This is a genomic window from Variovorax sp. E3 (assembly GCF_016082275.1).
Lineage (GTDB): Bacteria > Pseudomonadota > Gammaproteobacteria > Burkholderiales > Burkholderiaceae_C > Variovorax.
This window is the reverse complement of record NZ_MOWM01000045.1, coordinates 32,208-49,648: the sequence shown is the minus strand read 5'-3', so window position 1 is coordinate 49,648 and position 17,441 is coordinate 32,208. Positions and strand designations below refer to the sequence as shown.

The 17,441-nt window shown below is 68.4% G+C and carries 18 protein-coding genes and 1 pseudogene; 9 read left to right on the top strand and 10 right to left on the bottom strand.

The window, feature by feature from the left end; translation table 11 throughout:
* Window positions 1-796 (top strand): esterase-like activity of phytase family protein (locus BMG07_RS17555; protein ID WP_198085642.1); only part of this gene is annotated, 796 nt, incomplete at its 5' end.
* Window positions 793-1,650: a pyrroline-5-carboxylate reductase gene (gene proC, locus BMG07_RS17550; RefSeq protein ID WP_198085641.1), complete on the top strand. Its 858-nt coding sequence runs from the start codon at window positions 793-795 to the stop codon at window positions 1,648-1,650. The genes BMG07_RS17555 and proC, both read left to right, overlap by 4 nt.
* An 18-nt stretch (window positions 1,651-1,668) precedes the next feature.
* Here proC and BMG07_RS17545 read toward each other — a convergent pair whose 3' ends face one another.
* The 4 genes from BMG07_RS17545 to BMG07_RS17530 all read right to left on the bottom strand — a co-directional run bounded on the left by BMG07_RS17545 (window position 1,669) and on the right by BMG07_RS17530 (window position 4,764).
* Entirely contained in the window at window positions 1,669-2,139 is a 471-nt protein-coding gene (locus tag BMG07_RS17545) for a MaoC/PaaZ C-terminal domain-containing protein (protein ID WP_198085640.1), read from the bottom strand.
* 13 nt (window positions 2,140-2,152) lie between these two features.
* Window positions 2,153-3,013: a 4-hydroxybenzoate octaprenyltransferase gene (gene ubiA / locus BMG07_RS17540; protein WP_198085639.1), complete on the bottom strand. Its 861-nt coding sequence runs from the start codon at window positions 3,011-3,013 to the stop codon at window positions 2,153-2,155.
* 70 nt (window positions 3,014-3,083) lie between these two features.
* The gene (locus tag BMG07_RS17535; protein WP_269759104.1) at window positions 3,084-3,659 is read right to left on the bottom strand and encodes a Dps family protein; all 576 of its coding nucleotides are present in this window, start codon (window positions 3,657-3,659) and stop codon (window positions 3,084-3,086) included.
* 139 nt (window positions 3,660-3,798) lie between these two features.
* A complete protein-coding gene (locus tag BMG07_RS17530; RefSeq protein WP_198085638.1) occupies window positions 3,799-4,764 on the bottom strand; it encodes a LysR substrate-binding domain-containing protein in 966 nt (321 codons plus the stop codon).
* Window positions 4,765-5,508: 744 nt separating this feature from the next.
* On the opposite strand from BMG07_RS17530, the gene BMG07_RS44155 reads away from it, so the two are divergent.
* From BMG07_RS44155 to BMG07_RS17505, 6 genes are all read left to right on the top strand, one after another.
* Entirely contained in the window at window positions 5,509-6,741 is a 1,233-nt protein-coding gene (locus BMG07_RS44155; RefSeq protein WP_307866995.1) for a hypothetical protein, read from the top strand.
* 322 nt (window positions 6,742-7,063) lie between these two features.
* Window positions 7,064-7,957 carry a hypothetical protein gene (locus BMG07_RS44150; RefSeq protein WP_307866994.1) on the top strand — a complete coding sequence of 298 codons (894 nt, stop codon included), beginning with the start codon at window positions 7,064-7,066 and terminating at the stop codon, window positions 7,955-7,957.
* 106 nt (window positions 7,958-8,063) lie between these two features.
* Window positions 8,064-9,467, top strand: a complete 1,404-nt coding sequence (locus tag BMG07_RS17520) for a cytochrome-c peroxidase (protein ID WP_269759103.1) — start codon at window positions 8,064-8,066, stop codon at window positions 9,465-9,467.
* 20 nt (window positions 9,468-9,487) lie between these two features.
* Window positions 9,488-10,162 carry a hypothetical protein gene (locus tag BMG07_RS17515; RefSeq protein WP_269759102.1) on the top strand — a complete coding sequence of 225 codons (675 nt, stop codon included), beginning with the start codon at window positions 9,488-9,490 and terminating at the stop codon, window positions 10,160-10,162.
* Window positions 10,163-10,212: 50 nt separating this feature from the next.
* Entirely contained in the window at window positions 10,213-10,473 is a 261-nt protein-coding gene (locus BMG07_RS17510) for a hypothetical protein (RefSeq protein ID WP_198085636.1), read from the top strand.
* 163 nt (window positions 10,474-10,636) lie between these two features.
* A complete protein-coding gene (locus BMG07_RS17505; protein WP_198085635.1) occupies window positions 10,637-10,882 on the top strand; it encodes a hypothetical protein in 246 nt (81 codons plus the stop codon).
* A gap of 139 nt (window positions 10,883-11,021) precedes the next feature.
* Here the strand turns inward: BMG07_RS17505 and BMG07_RS44145 are convergent, their stop codons facing one another.
* On the bottom strand, window positions 11,022-11,324 hold the full coding sequence (locus BMG07_RS44145) for a hypothetical protein (protein WP_307866993.1): 303 nt from the start codon (window positions 11,322-11,324) through the stop codon (window positions 11,022-11,024).
* Here BMG07_RS44145 and BMG07_RS44140 point away from each other — a divergent pair.
* Window positions 11,236-11,718, top strand: a pseudogene (locus BMG07_RS44140) (2OG-Fe(II) oxygenase); the annotation flags it as partial. The gene BMG07_RS44145 and the pseudogene BMG07_RS44140 sit on opposite strands and share 89 nt — an antisense overlap.
* A gap of 60 nt (window positions 11,719-11,778) precedes the next feature.
* On the opposite strand, the gene BMG07_RS17495 reads toward BMG07_RS44140, so the two are convergent.
* The 5 genes from BMG07_RS17495 to BMG07_RS17480 all read right to left on the bottom strand — a co-directional run bounded on the left by BMG07_RS17495 (window position 11,779) and on the right by BMG07_RS17480 (window position 17,217).
* Complete coding sequence (locus BMG07_RS17495) at window positions 11,779-13,140, bottom strand: sigma 54-interacting transcriptional regulator (protein ID WP_198085634.1); 1,362 nt, start codon at window positions 13,138-13,140, stop codon at window positions 11,779-11,781.
* A gap of 7 nt (window positions 13,141-13,147) precedes the next feature.
* The gene (locus BMG07_RS17490; RefSeq protein WP_269759100.1) at window positions 13,148-14,752 is read right to left on the bottom strand and encodes an ATP-binding protein; all 1,605 of its coding nucleotides are present in this window, start codon (window positions 14,750-14,752) and stop codon (window positions 13,148-13,150) included.
* On the bottom strand, window positions 14,749-14,997 hold the full coding sequence (locus BMG07_RS42320) for a hypothetical protein (RefSeq protein ID WP_269759099.1): 249 nt from the start codon (window positions 14,995-14,997) through the stop codon (window positions 14,749-14,751). The genes BMG07_RS17490 and BMG07_RS42320 overlap by 4 nt, the downstream gene beginning before the upstream one ends.
* Window positions 14,998-15,065: 68 nt before the next feature.
* Complete coding sequence (gene phbB / locus BMG07_RS17485; protein WP_198085633.1) at window positions 15,066-15,830, bottom strand: acetoacetyl-CoA reductase; 765 nt, start codon at window positions 15,828-15,830, stop codon at window positions 15,066-15,068.
* Window positions 15,831-15,873: 43 nt separating this feature from the next.
* Window positions 15,874-17,217 carry a dicarboxylate/amino acid:cation symporter gene (locus BMG07_RS17480; protein ID WP_198085632.1) on the bottom strand — a complete coding sequence of 448 codons (1,344 nt, stop codon included), beginning with the start codon at window positions 17,215-17,217 and terminating at the stop codon, window positions 15,874-15,876.
* Window positions 17,218-17,441: the final 224 nt, after the last annotated feature.

Below are 17,441 nucleotides of genomic sequence, written 5' to 3'. Positions count from 1 at the left end.
GGTCGACGGCCTGCCGGTGCCCGACCCCGAAGCCCTGCGCCTGCGGCCCGCGACCGGCACCGTGCTGTGGACCAGCGAGGGCGACGTGGCCCGGGGTTTCGGCCCGGCGCTGTACGAATCGGCCCGCGACGGCCGCTTCCTGCGCGAGTTCGCCCTGCCGCCGATGTTCAGGCCCGACCCGGCACAGCGCCGCGGCCCGCGCGACAACCTGACATTCGAGGGCGTCACCCTCACGCCGGACGGCCGCTTCGCCTGGCTGGGCATGGAGAACGCCCTGATCCAGGACGGCCCCGAGCCCACCACCGGCGCGCCCGGCGGCCCCTGCCGCTTCACCCAGGTCGACCTGGAGACCGGCCAGGCCGTGCGCCAGATCGCCTACGTGCCCGACGCCATTCCGCTGCGCCCGCTGGTGCCCGGTACCTACGCCGACAACGGCGTGAGCGAGATCCTCATGCTCGACGCCCACCGCCTGCTGGTGCTGGAGCGCGCCTACGCCACCGGCAGGGGCAATTCGCTGCGCCTGTACGAAATCGACACCCGCGCCGGCGGCGACGTGCTCGCCATCGACACGCTGGCGCCGGGCAACCACCGTCCGGCGGCCAAGACCCTGGTGGCCGACTTCGCCGCGCTGGGCCTGGCCCGCCTCGACAACACCGAGGGCATGTGCTGGGGCCCGCCCCTGCCGGACGGCAAGCGCATGCTGGTGGTCGTGAGCGACGACAATTTCAACCCGCTGCAGATCACCCAGTTCGCCGCCTTCGCCTTCGACCAACACCGACCGCCCGACCGACCATGACCATCGCCGTGACCTTCCTGCCCCGCACCGCCCCCGCGCCGCTGCCGCCCGTCGCCTTCATCGGCGGCGGCAACATGGCGAGCGCCATCATCGGCGGCCTGATCCAGCAAGGCACGCCGGCGGATGCGTTCGAGGTGGTCGAGCCTTTCGAAGAAGCCCGCACGAAGCTGGCCCAATCGTTCGGCATCGTCGCGAAGGCCGAGGCCGGCGAGGCCCTGTCGCGCTGCGAGGTGGTGGTCTGGGCGGTCAAGCCCCAGACCTTTGCCGAAGCCGCCCGCCCGGTGGCCGCATTCGCCGCCAACGCGCTGCACCTGAGCGTGGCCGCGGGCATTCCGTCGGACAGCATCGCGCGCTGGCTCGGCACCGAGCGCGTGGTGCGCGCCATGCCCAACACGCCCGCGCTGGTGGGCAAGGGCATGACCGGCCTGTTCGCGCGGGACGGCGTGGCCGGCACCGACCGCACGCTGGTCGGCCAGCTGCTGGCGCCGACCGGCGAGCTGATCTGGGTCGACGCCGAGCCCGCGCTCGACGCCGTGACGGCCATGTCGGGCTCGGGCCCGGCCTACGTGTTCTATTTCATCGAGGCCATGACCGAGGCCGGCGTCGAGATGGGCCTGACGCCCGACCAGGCCCAGCGCCTGGCCATCGGCACCTTCACCGGCGCCTCGGCGCTGGCGCACAGCGCCACCGAGCCGCCGTCGGTGCTGCGCGCGCGCGTCACGTCCAAGGGCGGCACGACCTACGCGGCCATCAGCTCACTCGAAGGCGCGGACGTGAAGGCGCAGTTCAAGACCGCCATTCGCGCGGCACAGAAGCGCGCCGCCGAGCTGGGCGAAGAGTTCGGGCGCGGCTGAGCGGCCGAGCGGCTGACCTCAGGCCGCCGGCAACGCCCGCGGCCCGAGAAAGAACAGCCATTCGGCGGCCAGCGTGACGGTGCCGTCTTCCAGCTCGAGCCGCACGTCCTCTTTCAGCAGGAAGCTGTCGCCGGGTTTGGGCGTCACGTCCATGATGCGCACGCGCGCCCTGAAGCGCGCGCCCACGGGCATCGGCCGCACGAAGCGCAGCCGGTCGAAGCCGTAGTTCAGCGCGTGGTTGGTGTCGAAGGGCAGCAGCGTGCGCATGGCCTCGCCGGTCAGCCGGATCAGGTGCGAGACCTGGAAGAAGCCCTGCACGATGGTGCCGCCGTGATCCGCCTCGCGCGCCGCGCGCTCGGGGTCGAGGTGGATCCACTCGCCTTCACCGTCGCCCGACAGCGCCGAGTAGCGCGCGACCATCTCCTGCGTGATGCAGTGCCATTCGGAGAAGCCCTCCTGGCCGATCTTCTGTTTCAGTCGCTCCAGCATGCAACGCCCCTCGTCAACGCATCGCGTAGCCGGCCACGATGCCGGCGAACACGGTGAAGCCCAGCCAGTGGTTCAGCCGGAAGGCCTTGAAACAGCCGTCGCGCGTGCGGTCATGAATCAGCCGCCAGTGCCACAGCGCCTGCGCCGCGCCGCCCGCGATGCCGACGTAGAACAGCACACCCAGCGAACGGCTCGCGCCGGCCCAGATCCACACCGCGAGAAAGATCGCGTAGCTGGCCATCACCGCCGCCACGTCGAAGCGGCCGAAGGTGATGGCAGAGGTCTTCATGCCGATCTTCAGGTCGTCGTCGCGGTCGACCATCGCGTACTCGGTGTCGTAGGCCAGCACCCAGAACAGGTTGCCGGCCAGCAGCCACGCGGCGAACACGGGCACGTGGGCCTGCACCGCCGCGAAGGCCATCGGAATGCCGAAGCTGAAGGCCACGCCCAGCACCGCCTGCGGCACCGACACGAAGCGCTTGGCAAAGGGATAGATCAGCGTGATGGCCAGCGCCGCGAACGACCACAGCACCGTCGTGCAGTTGGTGGTGAGCACCAGCCCGAAGGCCGCCAGCGCCAGCACCACGCCGAGCCCCAGCGCCTCCTTGACCGACATCGCCCCGCTGGTCACGGGCCGTTGCGCGGTGCGCTTGACGTGGCGGTCGAAGTCGCGGTCGGCCACGTCGTTCACACAGCAGCCCGCGCTGCGCATGAGGAAGGTGCCGAGCGTGAACACCACCACCAGGTGCCAGCCTGGCCAACCGTCGGCCGCGAACCAGAGCGCGCCCAGCGTGGGCCACAGCAGCAGCAGCCAGCCGGCGGGGCGGTTCCAGCGGATCAGGTCGAGGTAGAGCGCGAAGCGACGGGCGAGCATGCGAGGCAAGACGGGCAAAAAAAGAGCGGCCATTGTGCCGCTCTTGTGGGGGTGCGAGGAAAGCGCGCGCTCAGTCCTCGAGCAGCGAACGCAGCATCCAGGCGGTCTGGTCGTGCACCGTGCAGCGCGCGGTCAGCATGTCGGCCGTCGGGTCGTCGCCGGCCTCTTCGGCCACGGGGATGAACTCGCGCGCGATGCGCGACACGGTCTCGTGGCCCTTCACCAGGATGCGCACCATCTCCATCGCCTTGGGCGGGTTCTGCGGCACGTCGGGCACGGTGGCGATCTTGCTGAACTCGGCGTACGAGCCCGGCGCGTAGTGGCCCAGCGCGCGGATGCGCTCGGCCAGCACGTCGGTGGCGTTCCACAGCTCGGTGTACTGGCCCATGAACATCGCGTGCAGCGAGTTGAAGTGCGGGCCCGTCACGTTCCAGTGGAAGTTGTGCGTGGTGAGGTACAGCGTGTACGTGTCGGCCAGCACGCGGCTCAGGCCCTCGGCGATGGCGGCACGGTCCTGGCGCTCGATGCCGATGTTGATGATCGGCGCATTGCGGCTGCCAGACTCCTGCGCGACCACCGCGCCGCCCTTCTTGGGCACCTTGCCGGCGGAGGAAGCAGGCGATGATTTCTTCGAGGCTTTGGCCATGGCGAGAGCTCTTTCTTCAAGTTGGGTGGAACGCTTCGATTCTGGAAGCCGGCGCGCGGCTTCGCAACAGCGTCACTCTATCTCAGCGATCAACGATTCAAAACAGCCGCCGCGTAGGCCAATCCCCCGAATTCGCCGCTCAGGAAAGGCGCTTGACGCCCGGCAGCTCGCACGCATAGATCGCATTGCGCAGCGCCGCGATGGCCTCGTAGCGCGTGAAGGTGCGGCGCCATGCGAGCACCACGCGGCGCGTGGGCGGGTCGCGGTCGTGCGCGTCGCGCACGGGCAGGTAGCGCACCATCTGCTCGGCCTCCTTGCGGCCCTTGACCTTGGGCTTGAGCGCCTCGGCCGGCACCGACAGGCGCGGCACCAGCGTCACGCCCATGCCCGAGGCCACCATGTGCTTGATGGTTTCGAGCGACGAGCCCTCGAAGCTCTTGCGAATGCCTTCGGCGTTGCTCGAGAAGCGCGCGAACTCCGGGCACACCTCGAGCACGTGGTCGCGAAAGCAGTGGCCGGTGCCCAGCAGCAGCATGGTCTCGCTCTGCAATTCTTCGGACGTGATCGATTCGCGGTCGGCGAACTTGTGCTTGGCGGGCAGGGCCGCCATGAAGGGCTCGTCGTACAGCGGCGCCATCGCCAGGCCGGTGTCGGGAAAGGGCTCGGCCATGACGGCGCAGTCGATCTCGCCGGCGCGCAGCATCTCGAGCAGCTTGACGGTGAAGTTCTCCTGCAACACCAGCGGCATCTGCGGCGTGCGCTGGATCACCTGGCGCACCAGGTCGGGCAGCAGGTACGGCCCGATGGTGTAGATCACGCCCAGGTTCAGCGGGCCGGCCAGCGGGTCTTTGCCGCGCTTGGCGATTTCCTTGATGCTGGCGGCCTGGTCGAGCACGCTTTGCGCCTGCTGCACGATCTGCTCGCCGAGCGGCGTGACAGTCACTTCGCCGGCGCTGCGCTCGAAAAGCTTGACCTCGAGTTCGTCCTCGAGTTTCTTGATGGCCACCGACAGGGTCGGTTGGGAGACGTAGCAGGCCTCGGCCGCCTTGCCGAAGTGCCGTTCGCGGGCTACTGCGACGATGTATTTGAGTTCGGTGAGAGTCATAGCTTGCGTCAATTATGCGCAAGCGTTCGTGACCGGGCGGACACGGGGGCTACTGGCGCCCGGCGTCGTCGCGCCACGAGCGCGGCTGCGGCCCGCGGCGCCGGACGGGAAACAGCCGCGCAGGGGCAGGCTGTTCACGCGGGCGCATATCTACCACGCATTACGACCGTGAGCGCCGAATTCCGTCTGGCCAGAGGCGAATTCACGCACCCCAATTGCACGGTTGGCCACCTCGAAGCCCACGGCCGGGCGTAAATGGCATTTGCCGCCCTCGGCTGCGAGCGACGGACGCCAATTACCCCAAGAGCTCGGCAAACCCGTGACGCCCGCCGACAACCAATGGCGGTTGTCGATCGCTCCCATTCAAGCAAACCCCGCATGCCATGAAGCGACTGATCCGGCGCGCGGCCAAGACGGCCGACGCCCGGAACAGGGTAGCGCAATCCACGGCGGATCCAGGCGCCCGGGCAGCATTTTCTGGCATCCCTAATTCCCTCCTAACAATTCGCTAACCCCCAATTAATTAATGGTCAGCCATCAGTCAGCCAATTGATTGAATGGAGAAATCAGGCCTCCGGAAAAGCCTTTGCAAATTGGAAATACCAAGACTCTTTTGACACACAAATGTCACCCGTTATTTCTACATTCCTCCTCGCCGTGGCACTTCTTTCTCACAAAAGACGACGCCCACTTTTCCTTTGCCGGCCGGTAAAACCATTCATAACTCACTGCCCCAGGATATATATGAACATTCTCAATAGAAAAGCCGTGCTCTCGTCGTTGACGACGGTTGCGGCTTGCGTGCTCGCCGCTTGCGGGGGAGGCAATGACGCGGGCACCGTCGTGTTCCCGAACCTCCCGTCCGCCGGCACGACCTTCAGCGGCGTGGTGGCCGCCAGCGGCTACGTGCCGGGCAGCGCCACCGGCAACCCCACGCTGAAGGCCGGCTACTACCAGAAGGCCACGGTCTTCGTCGATGCCAACGGCAACGGCGTGCTCGACAGCGGCGAAGCCTCGGCCGTCACCGACGCCAGCGGCAAGTTCACGCTCACGACCACCAGCACCGGACCGCTGGTGGCCGACATCGGCACCAGCGCGATCAACACCGCCACCGGCGCCCCCGTGGCCAGCCACCTGATCCTGCGCGCTTCGGCGGCCCAGATCGCCGACCAGGGCGCCGGCAAGATCGTCATCAGCCCGCTGTCGAGCGAAGCGCAGCGCCTGGTGGAAGCCAACGGCAGCAGCTACGCGGCCGAGAAGGCCAACCTGGCCACGCGCCTGAACGGGCCGACCTTCAATCTCGGCAACGCCGCGCTCACCGACCCGCTGGCCGACGTCAACACGCTGAGCGGCGCCAGCCAGTACGCGGCGCTGTATGAAGACAACCAGCTGACCAACCGCTACACCTACGCGACGACCAAGCTCGATCGCAAGGACATGTTCCCCGACAACCTGGCCGTCACCGGCGGCGACCCCCGCCTGGTCGGCCTGTCCAGCGTGGTGCTCACCAACAAGGACGGCACCAAGGCCACCCCCACGGGCCCGACGCAGAAGCAGGCGCCCATCACCTTCGCGCAGGCGCAGCAGGCGGCCTTCAACGTGGAAGGCGTGCCGGCCTACGACAACATCTTCGTGGTCATCGAGGAAAACAAGTCGACCGACGTGATCGTCGGCAACTCGCGGGCCGTGAACATCAACTACATCCTGAACAAGTACAACCAGCTGACCACGTACTACTCGACCGGCAATCCGTCCGAGCCGAACTACACGGCGCTGGGCGGTGGCGATGACTTTGGCATCACCGACGACAACTGGTTCGGCTGCGGCGCGGTCACCGGCTCGCCCTACGCCGTCACCGACGTCGCATTCACCGGCGGCACGGCCTCCGACGGCCAGCCCCTGCCCATCCAGGGCCAGTTCCCGCCCCAGGCTCCACGTCCTTTCCCACCCGCGCCGGCTACACATCGGCCAGCGTGACCTGCGGCGACAACCCGACCAGCGGCACAGTGCACAACATCCCCGGCGACAACCTGTTCTCGCTGATGTCCAGGACCGGCCGCACCATCCGCACCTACAGCGAATCGATGAACCCCGGCCAGGACGTGCGTGCCGACAGCATCGCCGATGCGAGCGTCACCGCCACGTACGACGCGACCAACCGCCTGAACGGCTTCACCAACCTCGACGGCTCCACGCCCAACCTCACCGGCACCGCCGGCTACGGCGTGGTGAACGGCCTGTACAAGGTCAAGCACGGCCCGTCGATCGCCTACCAGACGCGCGCAACCTGCCCGAGTTCGTGGCCACCAACCGCACCATCTTCGGCACGCAGTACCAGGAAGCGGACTGGCTCAAGTCCACCGCCTACCCGTTGCCGAGCGGCTGGATCTACGACCAGTTCAGCAAGGACCTGGTCACGGGCGACGTGGGCAACATCAACTTCATCGTGCCCGACCAGTGCGACGACATGCACGGCGTCGGCAGCGACACGAGCTGCGTGAGCAACAACAACGGCCAGGCCAACGGCGTCATGCGCGCCGACATCTACCTGGGCATGGTGGTCAAGAAGATCCAGGCTTCCGCGCTGTGGAAGAACCCGCAGAAGCGCGTCGCGATCGTCGTGATGTACGACGAAGGTGAAGGCGGCAGCAACGGCTCCTGCTGCGGCTGGAATGCCGGCGGCAAGAACTCGGGCGCCGCACCGGTGACCGTGGACGCGAACGGCAAGGCGACGGCCACCACCGCGCCGAGCAACTACACGTCGGGCAACTTCGGCCACGGCAACTCGATCTTCGGCATCATCTCCAACCAGCAGGACGTGGGCACGGCCAAGAAGAACATCGCGGACAGCGACTCCTACAGCCACTTCTCGTTCGTGCGCACGCTGCAGGACATGTTCCAGATCGCCGACCCGGCCGTGGATGCGTCGTACCTGAACCGCGCCAAGTACACCGAAGCCTTCATCACGGCCAACATCACGGCGCTGCCGGAATTCGCCGGCAGCGTGGACACGCACTTCGACTCGGTGCGCCCGATCAACCACGCCTATGTGATCCCGGGCAGCTACACGCAGAAGCTGTATGCGGCCGACATCGTCGGTCAGGTCGACACCCTCACGGGCAAGCTCCAAGGCCAGATCACCCCGCAGGTGGGGCCTGACGCGAGCCAGACCAACGTCTGGGCGACGAAGTAAGCCGAAGGCCGCTGCACCGCGGCGGTGTTCCGGGCGGAATCCCTCACGGGGCCGCCTGGAACAGCTTTTTCCGGCCTTCGGGCAACAGTGAATGATGAATCTGGTAATGCAAAAGACAGTCCCCCTCGTCATGGCGCTTTCGATCGCGCTGCTGGCACTGGCGGGCTGTGACGGCAAGGGCGCGGCGATGGCGGCAACAAGCACCCCCGCCCCGCCCCCGCCCGCCCTGAGCCTGAATGCCCAGGTCGGGCAGTTCGCGTTCCTGGACAGGAACCTGTCGGGCAACAAGAACATGTCGTGCGCGAGCTGCCACGACCCGCAATACGCCTACGGTCCGCCGAACAGCATCTCGGTGCAGTTGGGCTCCGACACCACGCAGGCCGGCGTGCGCGCCGTGCCTTCACTGCGCTACAAGGAATCGACGCCGGCCTATGCCGACGACGCGCCGAACCCCGACGGCGTGACCACCAGCTCGCCCGGCGGCGGCTTCATGGCCGACGGCCGCGCCGCGACCATGGCGGCGCAGGCCGCGCTGCCGCTGCTCAACCCGCTCGAGATGAACAACAGCTCGAAGGAAGCGGTCGTGAAGGCCGTTCAGAACGGCGCCTATGCCGACCTGTTCAAGCAGGCCTTCGGCGCCGACGTGTTCAACGACACCGACAAGGCCTTCGACGCCCTGGGCACCGCGATCCAGGCGCTGGAGACGGAAGACCGCAGCTTTCATCCGTACAGCAGCAAGTACGACCTCTACGTGTTCAACAAGATCGGCGGCACGCTGACGCCGGCCGAACGGCGCGGCGAAGTGCTGTTTCACAGCACGGGCGTCACCAACTGCTCGGGCTGCCACTACACGGGCGCCAACTTCAACGGCAACAGCGGCCTGATGACGGACTTCACCTACCAGGCCCTGGGCGCGCCGCGCAACGACCGGTCGATCCCGAACAACCCGGACCCGATTCCGGCCAACGACGATCCGCGCTATTTCGACATGGGCCTGTGCGGCCCCTACCGCACCGACCACATGCCCGCCACGCCGCAAGCGGCCAACCCGTACTGCGGCATGTTCAAGGTGCCGGTGCTGCGCAACGTGGCCTCGCGCGGCGCCTTCTTCCATAACGGCGTGCTCCATTCGCTGGAGCAGGTCCTCAATTTCTACAACACGCGGGACACCAACCCGGAGTACTGGTATCCCGCCCGCAACGACGGCACCGGCACGCCGCAGGCCAACCCGGGCTGGGCGCTTCAACCCACCCACGTGCCGGGCGCGACGGTCGAGAAGTACAACGACCTGCCGCGCGCGCAGCAGGGCAACATCGACGAGGAAGTGCCGCTGGGCACCGGCGAAGGCGGCGACAAGACGCTGGCCAGCGGCACGCGGCCGCGCGCACCCGGCGCCGTGCCGGTCATGACGCCGCAGCAGATCGCCGACCTGGTCTGCTTCCTGGGCGCGCTGAGCGACGGCTACCAGCCGAGCTCCAGGCCGGCGGCCAGCGGCAAATGCGTGCAGTGAACGCGCGCCCCATCGACCCGATGACGAACAACACCACAACCCCGGCCCTCACACGCCGTGCCCGCCGCGCCGGCGCATCCCTGCTGGCGCTGCTGGCTTCGCTGGCCCTGCTCTCCGGTTGCGACAACGAACAGGCGCGCTTTCCGGACAACGACAACTTCACGGCGACCGTCAACGACTACCTCGCGCAGCGCGGGCACGTGTGCCTGGCCAAGTACGCGTGGCCGATCACGGTGGCCGCCGGCTCGCGCGAGCCCGATGCACAGCAGATGCCCGTGCTCGAGAAACTGGGGCTGGTGGCGGGCAAGAATGTCGCAGCCACCGCCTCTGGCGATGCCGGGCCGGCGCGCGAATACGCGCTGACCGACGCGGGCCGCAAGCACTACCTGCAGGTGCCCGTGGTCATTCGCACGCCGACGCAGACGGTCACGCACCCGGCCGACCTGTGCGCGGCCACCCTGAGCCTGGACCGCCTGATCGGCTGGGACCCGCCGCAAACGCGCGACGGCCGCACCGCGACCTCGCTGCTGTTCACCTACCGCATCGCGCCCGACGCCTGGGCCATCGCGCCCGAAGTGCAGCAGGCCTTCCCGTTGCTGGCGCGCGCCATCCAGCGCGAAGGAACCATGCAGGTGCGCCTGGGCGTTCACCTGACGCGGCGCGGCTGGGTCGCGGACGAACTGGACTTGCATTGAGTCCGCGATCGCCACGCCACTGCTACCCATAACAATCAACCCGAGCCCCCATGAATCTCCGCTCTCTCCACCCGCACCGACGCACCCGGAACTCGCTCAAGGCCCTGACCGGCATCGCCATCGTCTGCGCGCTGGCCGCCTGCAGCGCCGCCCACGACGCCAAGGCCCCCACGCCCGAGAACCTCGCCGTGGCATTGGACGAACACCTGGCCCAGCGCGGCGACATCTGCCTGGCCATGTTCGACTGGCCGATCGACCTGACCGAAGCCGAGGCCGGTTCCGCGCCCGCCATGCGGTGCAGTTTCCGGTGATGGAGCAACTGGGGCTGGTGCACAGCACCGTCGTCTCCGTGCCCAAGAGCAGCGAGAACCCCGACGCGCGGTCAAGCGCTTCGAGCTGACCGACGCCGGCCGCAAGTTCTACAAGCCGCATCCGTACGTCAACCAGGGAGCCGAGCACGCCAACGACTTCTGCGTGGCGCACCTCAAGCGCGAGAAGATCGTCGACGTCAAGGTCGACGCCTCCGACGCGGGCCATCCGCTGGCGGTGGTGAGCTACACCTACCAGGTCGACACCGCGCCCTGGATGCAGAACGCCGACGCGCAGCGCGTGTTCCCGATGATCGCGCGCATCGCGAACGGCGCGGGCGGGCCGCTGCAACTGCGCCAGGGCTTCACGCTCGGCGACAAGGGCTGGGTCGCCCGACCGGGCCCGGTGTGAGCACCGTCGTCCGCTTCTCGCCCGAACTGGGCCGCTGGCTCACGCACCACCTCGACGCCGGCCAGGCCCCGCAGGCGCTGGTGGGCACCATGCGCAAGCAGGGCATGAACGAGCGCACGGCGCAGGCCATCGTGCGGGCCTACGTCGATGCGCGCCAGCGCGGCGCGGCCGTGCCGGCCGACGCCATCGAACTGCCGGACGAGGCGCCCGCCAAGCCCGTGGCGCGGCTCGCGCCGGGCACGCGCATCGTCGCGGCCGACCGCGAGATCGTCGTGCACTCGCGCGGCGAAGACCCGGTCTTTGCCGCGCTCGGCAACCTCGTGGACGCCGACGAATGCAAGGCCGTGATCGAGATGGCGCGCCCGCGCCTGAAGCCTTCGACGCTGGTCGACCCGATGAGCGGGCGCGACGTGGTGAGCGACAAGCGCGCGAGCTGGGGCATGTTCTTCCGGCTGGGCGAGAACGAGCTGGTCGCCCGTCTCGATCGGCGCCTGTCGGCGCTGATGAACCTTCCGCTGGAAAACGGCGAGGGGCTGCAGGTGCTGCACTACCCCACGGGCGCGGGCAGCGAGCCCCATCACGACTACCTGGCACCCGGCAACGCCGCCAACCGCGAATCCATCGCGCGCAGCGGGCAGCGCGTCAGCACGCTGGTGACCTACCTGAACGACGTGCCGGAAGGTGGCCAGACCGTCTTCCCGCAACTGGGCCTGGCGGTCTCGCCGATTCGCGGCAACGCCTGCTACTTCGAGTACTGCGACGACAGCGGCCGCGTCGACGCGCGCTCCCTGCATGCCAGTGCGGCCGTGACCCGGGGCGAGAAGTGGGTCATGACCAAGTGGATGCGCGAGCGCCGCTTCGTGGCCGCAGGCGAAGCCGCCGCGTCGCGCGGATGGTCATTTGAACTCTTCGGCCGCGATGCCCAGCTTCTTCACCTTGTCGTGCAGCGTCTGCCGCGCGATGGCCAAAGCGCCCGCCGTGGCCGGCTGGTCGCCGCGGTGCCGGCGCAGCGCCTCGACGATCACCGCGCGCTCGAAGGACTCGACCTGCTGCGGCAGCCCGCGCGGCAAGCCGTGCACGCCCTCGGCGGCGCCGCGCACCTGCGTCAGCCGTTCGCCGAGCAAGCCCAGCACGAAGCGGTCGGCCACGTTGCGCAGCTCGCGCACGTTGCCGGGCCAGGCGTAGGCCATCAGGTCGGCCATCTGCGCATTGCTCGGCAGCGGCGCCGCGCGCTCGTAGCGGCTCGCGGCCAGCAGCGTGAAGTGTTCGAACAGCAGCGGAATGTCCTCGCGGCGCTCGCGCAGCGGCGGCAGCTCGATGAAGGCCACGCCCAGGCGGTAGTACAGGTCGGCCCTGAACTTCTGCTGGTCGCTCATGTCCTTCAGGTCGTCCTTGCTCGCGGCCACCACGCGGCAGTCGAAGGAAATCGCCTTGTTGGAGCCGATGCGCTCGATGGTGCGCTCCTGCAGCGCGCGCAGCAGCTTGATCTGCACGGCCATGGGCATGCTCTCGATCTCGTCGAGGAACAAGGTGCCGCCGTGGGCGTACTCGAACTTGCCCACGCGCACGCGGTTGGCGCTGGTGAAGGCGCCGGCCTCGTGGCCGAACAGCTCGCTCTCTGCCAGCGCCTCCGGCAGGCCGCCGCAGTTCAGCGGCACGAAGTGCTGGCGCCGGCGCTCGCTGTGGTCGTGCAGGCAGCGCGCGACCAGCTCCTTGCCGGTGCCGGTCTCGCCGTAGATCAGCACGTCGGCCGAGGTCTCGGCCAGCGTCATGACGGTACGGCGCACCTGCTGCATCTGCGCCGAACGGCCGATCAGCACCGACTGGATGCCGTTCCAGTTCTCCAGCGCGTCGCGCAGCGCCCGCACCTGCAGCGTGAGCTGCCGGCGCTCGATGGCATGGCGCACGATGGCCACCAGCCGCTCGGAGCTGAAGGGCTTCTCGATGAAGTCGTAGGCGCCTTCGCGCATGGCCTGCACGGCCATCGCGATGTGGCCGTGGCCGGTGAACAGGATCACCGGCAGCTCGGCGTCGGCGTTGCGCAGCTCCAGCAGCCACTCGGTGCCGCTGATGCCCGGCAGGCGCACGTCGCACACCACGATGGCGGGCACGCCGAAGCTGATGTGCGGGCGCGCGCGCTCGGCGCTGGCGAAGGATTCGACCTCGAAACCGGCCAGGTTCAGCACCTGGGCGGTGCTGATCCGGACGTCTTCGTCGTCCTCGACCAGCAACACCCGGATGGCGGGGGCTTCGCTCACTTGGAAATCACTCCTGTTGTTCAATGGAATACGCGGGGGAAGGCACGGGCGGGCTGTGGATCACGGCAATGGCGGCGGGCAGGTCGATCATGAAGCAGGCCCCGCCTTCTTCCAGGTTGGTCGCGCGCAGCGTGCCGTCCATGGCCCGCACCAATTGTGCCGAGATCACCAGGCCCAGCCCCAGCCCCGCGCCCGCCGGCTTGCTGGTGACGAAGGGCTCGAACAGGCGCGGCAGGATGCGGGGATGAATGCCGGGCCCGGTGTCGCTCACGCTCAGGACCACGCGGCCCTCCCTGGGCCGCGCCGTCAGGCGCAGCGTGCGCTGCGGCGTGTCCTGCATGGCGTCGATGGCGTTGCGCATCAGGTTGACGAGCACGCTGCCCAGCGCGGCCTCCTCGGCCATGACGCTGAGCGCGGCGGGCTGCACGTCGACCTCGATGCCGATGCGCTGCTTCTTCGAGGCGTCGGCCACCAGCACCTGCGCGTCGACGATGGCCTGCGACAGCAGCAGCGGCACCAGCGGCAGCTCGCTCCTGTGCGCGAAGGTCTTCAGCTGCGAGGTCAGGCGCGCGAGCCGGTCGACCATGTCGCGAATGCGCTGCAGGTTGCCGCGCACGTCGTCCAGGCGGTCCTTGTCCAGCAGGATGCCCGCGCTCTCCGAGAGCGTGCGCATGGCCGTGAGCGGCTGGTTGAGCTCGTGCACCACGCCGGCCGACATCTGGCCCAGCGCGGCCATCTTGCCCGCGTGCACCAGCTCGCCCTGCGCCGCGCGCAACTGCGCGGTGCGCGCCACCACGGTCGACTCGAGCGTGTCGTGCGCGGCCTGCAGCGCGGCCTGGTTGGCCAGCTTCTGGCGCACCGCGCGGCGGCGCTGCCACAGCGCGACGGCCACCAGCAGCAGCACCGCCATGGCCAGGCTCGCGGTGATGGCCCCGTTGCGCGCCGCCGCCCGCACCGGCGCCAGGTCGTCCAGCAGCACCAGCTGCCAGGGCGCGCCGCGCAGCGTGCGGGCCGAGGCGAGCTGGTCGGTGCCGTCCAGCGAGATCACCTGCACGTCGCGGTCCAGCGATTCCTTCTGCGACCAGCGCAGGGGCTGCAGGCTGGCCTCGCCATAGGGGCGCGAGCGCAGCACTTCGGCGCGCTGCAGCGCATCCAGCGGCAGCAGCGGGCGGAACTTCAGGTCGTCGCGCGTGGACAGGATCACCACGCCGCGCTGGTCGATCAGCGCCACGTCGCCCGGCAGCTTGCGCCAGGCGCGCTCGGCCTCCTCGAGGTTGACCTTGACCGCCACCACGCCGCGCGAGGGCTGGCCGCGGCGCAGCGCATACGACAGGTAGTAGCCCGGCCGCTTGCTCGTGATGCCCACGCCGTAGAAGCGCCCCCGGCCCTGCCCGAGCGCGTCGATCACATAGGGCCGGAACGACAGGTCCTGGCCCAGGGTGGTGCCGGGCTTGTCCCAGTCGGAGGCCGCCAGCGAGGTGCCCGAGCCGTCGAGCACGTACAGCATCTCGGCGCCGGCCGTGGCGTTGACGCCGTCGAGATAGCGGTTGACCGCGTCGCGCAGGTGCGTGTCCGACGGCGTGCCCAGCAGCGCCGGCACGATGGGCGTCATCTCCAGCAGCGCGGGCAGGTAGTCGAAGCGGGCCAGGTCGCGTCGAGCCCGGTCGCGAGCATGTCGAGCCGGTGCTCGGCCGCCTCGCGCAGCCGTGCCAGGCCCGCCTGCATGGCGATCTGGTGGCCGGCAAAGGCGGCCACCGCCACCAGGGCCAGTGCGCCGCACCAGCGCGCAAGGCCGCGCCATCGTCTGTAGTTTTCGGAAGGCAAATCGAAGCGCCGGGCCGGCTCCCGTGAAATCATGGGCCCGTTATTGCACAAGGCCGCGGCCCGCGCATCGGTGCCTGCCCGATGGCGCGCGGCGCCGCCGTTCATTGCATGTGCTGGCCGCCGTTGATGGCGATGTTGGCGCCCGTCACGAACGCCGCCTCCTGCGAGGCCAGGTAGATGATGAGCCCCGCCACCTCTTCCGGCTTGCCCAGCCGGCCCACCGGAATGTGCGGCAGGATCTTGCTGTCGAGCACTTCCTTCGGAATGGCCGTGACCATCTTCGTGCCGATGTAGCCCGGCGAGATGGTGTTCACCGTCACGCCCTTCTTCGCCACTTCGAGCGCCAGCGCCTTGGTGAAGCCGTGCACGCCGGCCTTGGCCGCCGAGTAGTTGGTCTGGCCGAACGCGCCCTTGGAGCCGTTCACCGACGACACGTTGATGATGCGGCCCCAGCCCCGCTCGACCATGCCGTCGGCCACCTGCTTGCTCATGTTGAACAGGCTGTCGAGGTTGGTGCGCAGCACGGCGTCCCAGTTGATGCGGTCCATCTTCTTGAAGGTCATGTCGCGCGTGATGCCCGCGTTGTTGACCAGCACGTCGACCGGGCCCAGCGCCTCGGTCACCTCGGCCACGGCGCGCTCGCACGAATCGAAGTCGGCCACGTCGCAGGGCACCGCCAGGATGCGGTAGCCGCGCCCGGCCATCTGCGCCACCCATTCGGCATGCGACTTGTTGCCCGGCGAATAGGTCACGGCCAGCTGGTAGCCCGCGTCGATCATCTTGGTGGAAATGGTTTCGCCCAGCCCGCCCATGCCGCCGGTGACCAGCACCACTTGTTGCTTCCTGTCCTGCGTCGTGTCGCTCATTCGATGGCTCCTCGTTGTGTGGATGTGTGCTGGATGACCGGCCTCAGCGACCCGAACCGGCAGGCATCCGCGCCTCGTTGACATCGAGCACGCGCTCGGGCTCGTCGGCCTCGGCGGTGCTTTCCTGGTTCAGGTGCTGGTGCATGCGCACGGTGTCCAGGTCGCCGGTCCACTTGGCGACCACCAGCGTGGCCACGCCGTTGCCGATCAGGTTGGTCAGCGCGCGCGCTTCCGACATGAAGCGGTCGATGCCCAGGATGAGGGCGAGCCCCGCCACCGGCACATGCCCCACCGCCGACAGCGTGGCCGCCAGCACGATGAAGCCGCTGCCCGTGACGCCCGCCGCGCCCTTCGAGGTGAGCAGCAGCACCGCCAGCAGCGTGATCTGCTGGGTCAGCGTCATCGGCGTGTTGGTGGCCTGCGCAATGAACACCGCCGCCATCGTCAGGTAGATCGAGGTGCCGTCCAGGTTGAACGAATAGCCCGTGGGAATCACCAGCCCGACCACCGACTTCTTGGCGCCCAGGTTCTCCATCTTGGCCATCATGCGCGGCAGCGCGGCCTCGCTGGAAGACGTGCCCAGCACGATCAGCAGCTCTTCCTTGATGTACTTGATGAACTTCCAGATGCTGAAGCCATGGAAGCGCGCGATGCCCCCGAGCACCACGAAGATGAAGAACAGGCAGGTGGCGTAGAAGGTCGCCATCAGCGCGCCGAGCGACACCAGCGAGCCCACGCCGTACTTGCCGATGGTGAAGGCCATGGCGCCGAAGGCACCGATGGGCGCCACCTTCATGATGTAGCCGACGATGCCGAAGAGCACGTGCGAGCCCTTCTCGATCACGTCGAACACCAGCGTGCCGCGCCCGCCGAACTTGTGCAGCGCGAAGCCGAACATCACCGCGACCAGCAGCACCTGCAGGATCTCGCCCTTGGCGAAGGCGTCGACCACGGTGCTGGGAATGACGTTGAGCAGGAACTCCGTCGTCGAGGCCATCTTGCCCGGGCCGGTGTAGGCGGCCACGGACTTGGCGTCGAGCGTGCTCACGTCGACGTTCATGCCGTGGCCCGGCTGCACGATGTTGATGATCACGAGGCCCACGATCAGCGCCAGGCTGCTCACGATCTCGAAGTAAAGCAGCGCCAGGCCGCCGGTCTTGCCGACCTTCTTCATGTCTTCCATGCCGGCGATGCCCACCACCACCGTGCAGAAGATGATGGGCGCGATGATCATCTTGATCAGCTTGATGAAGCCGTCGCCTAGCGGCTTCATCGAGGCGCCGGTGTCCGGATAGAAATGCCCCAGCAGCACGCCGAGCACGATGGCGGTGATGACCTGGAAGTACAGGGACTTGTAAAAGGGCTTGGGTACGGATTGATGGTCCACGGGGTCTCCTAAAAAATGTCGGATGCCGGCGGCATGGGCCTGCCACCGCCGGTCGCAGCGGTCGCGCTGCCGGTACGGGTTCGGCATCGGGAAATCGATCGGCGCCTCGGCGCTCAGGCTGTCAGCGGGCGCGGCGCGCGCACGCCGTCGCGCCGCCCCTGGCAGACGGGGCGGTTCAACAGGTCGTGGGTGGGGTCGAGGTCGCCCATGGTGCTCATCGATTT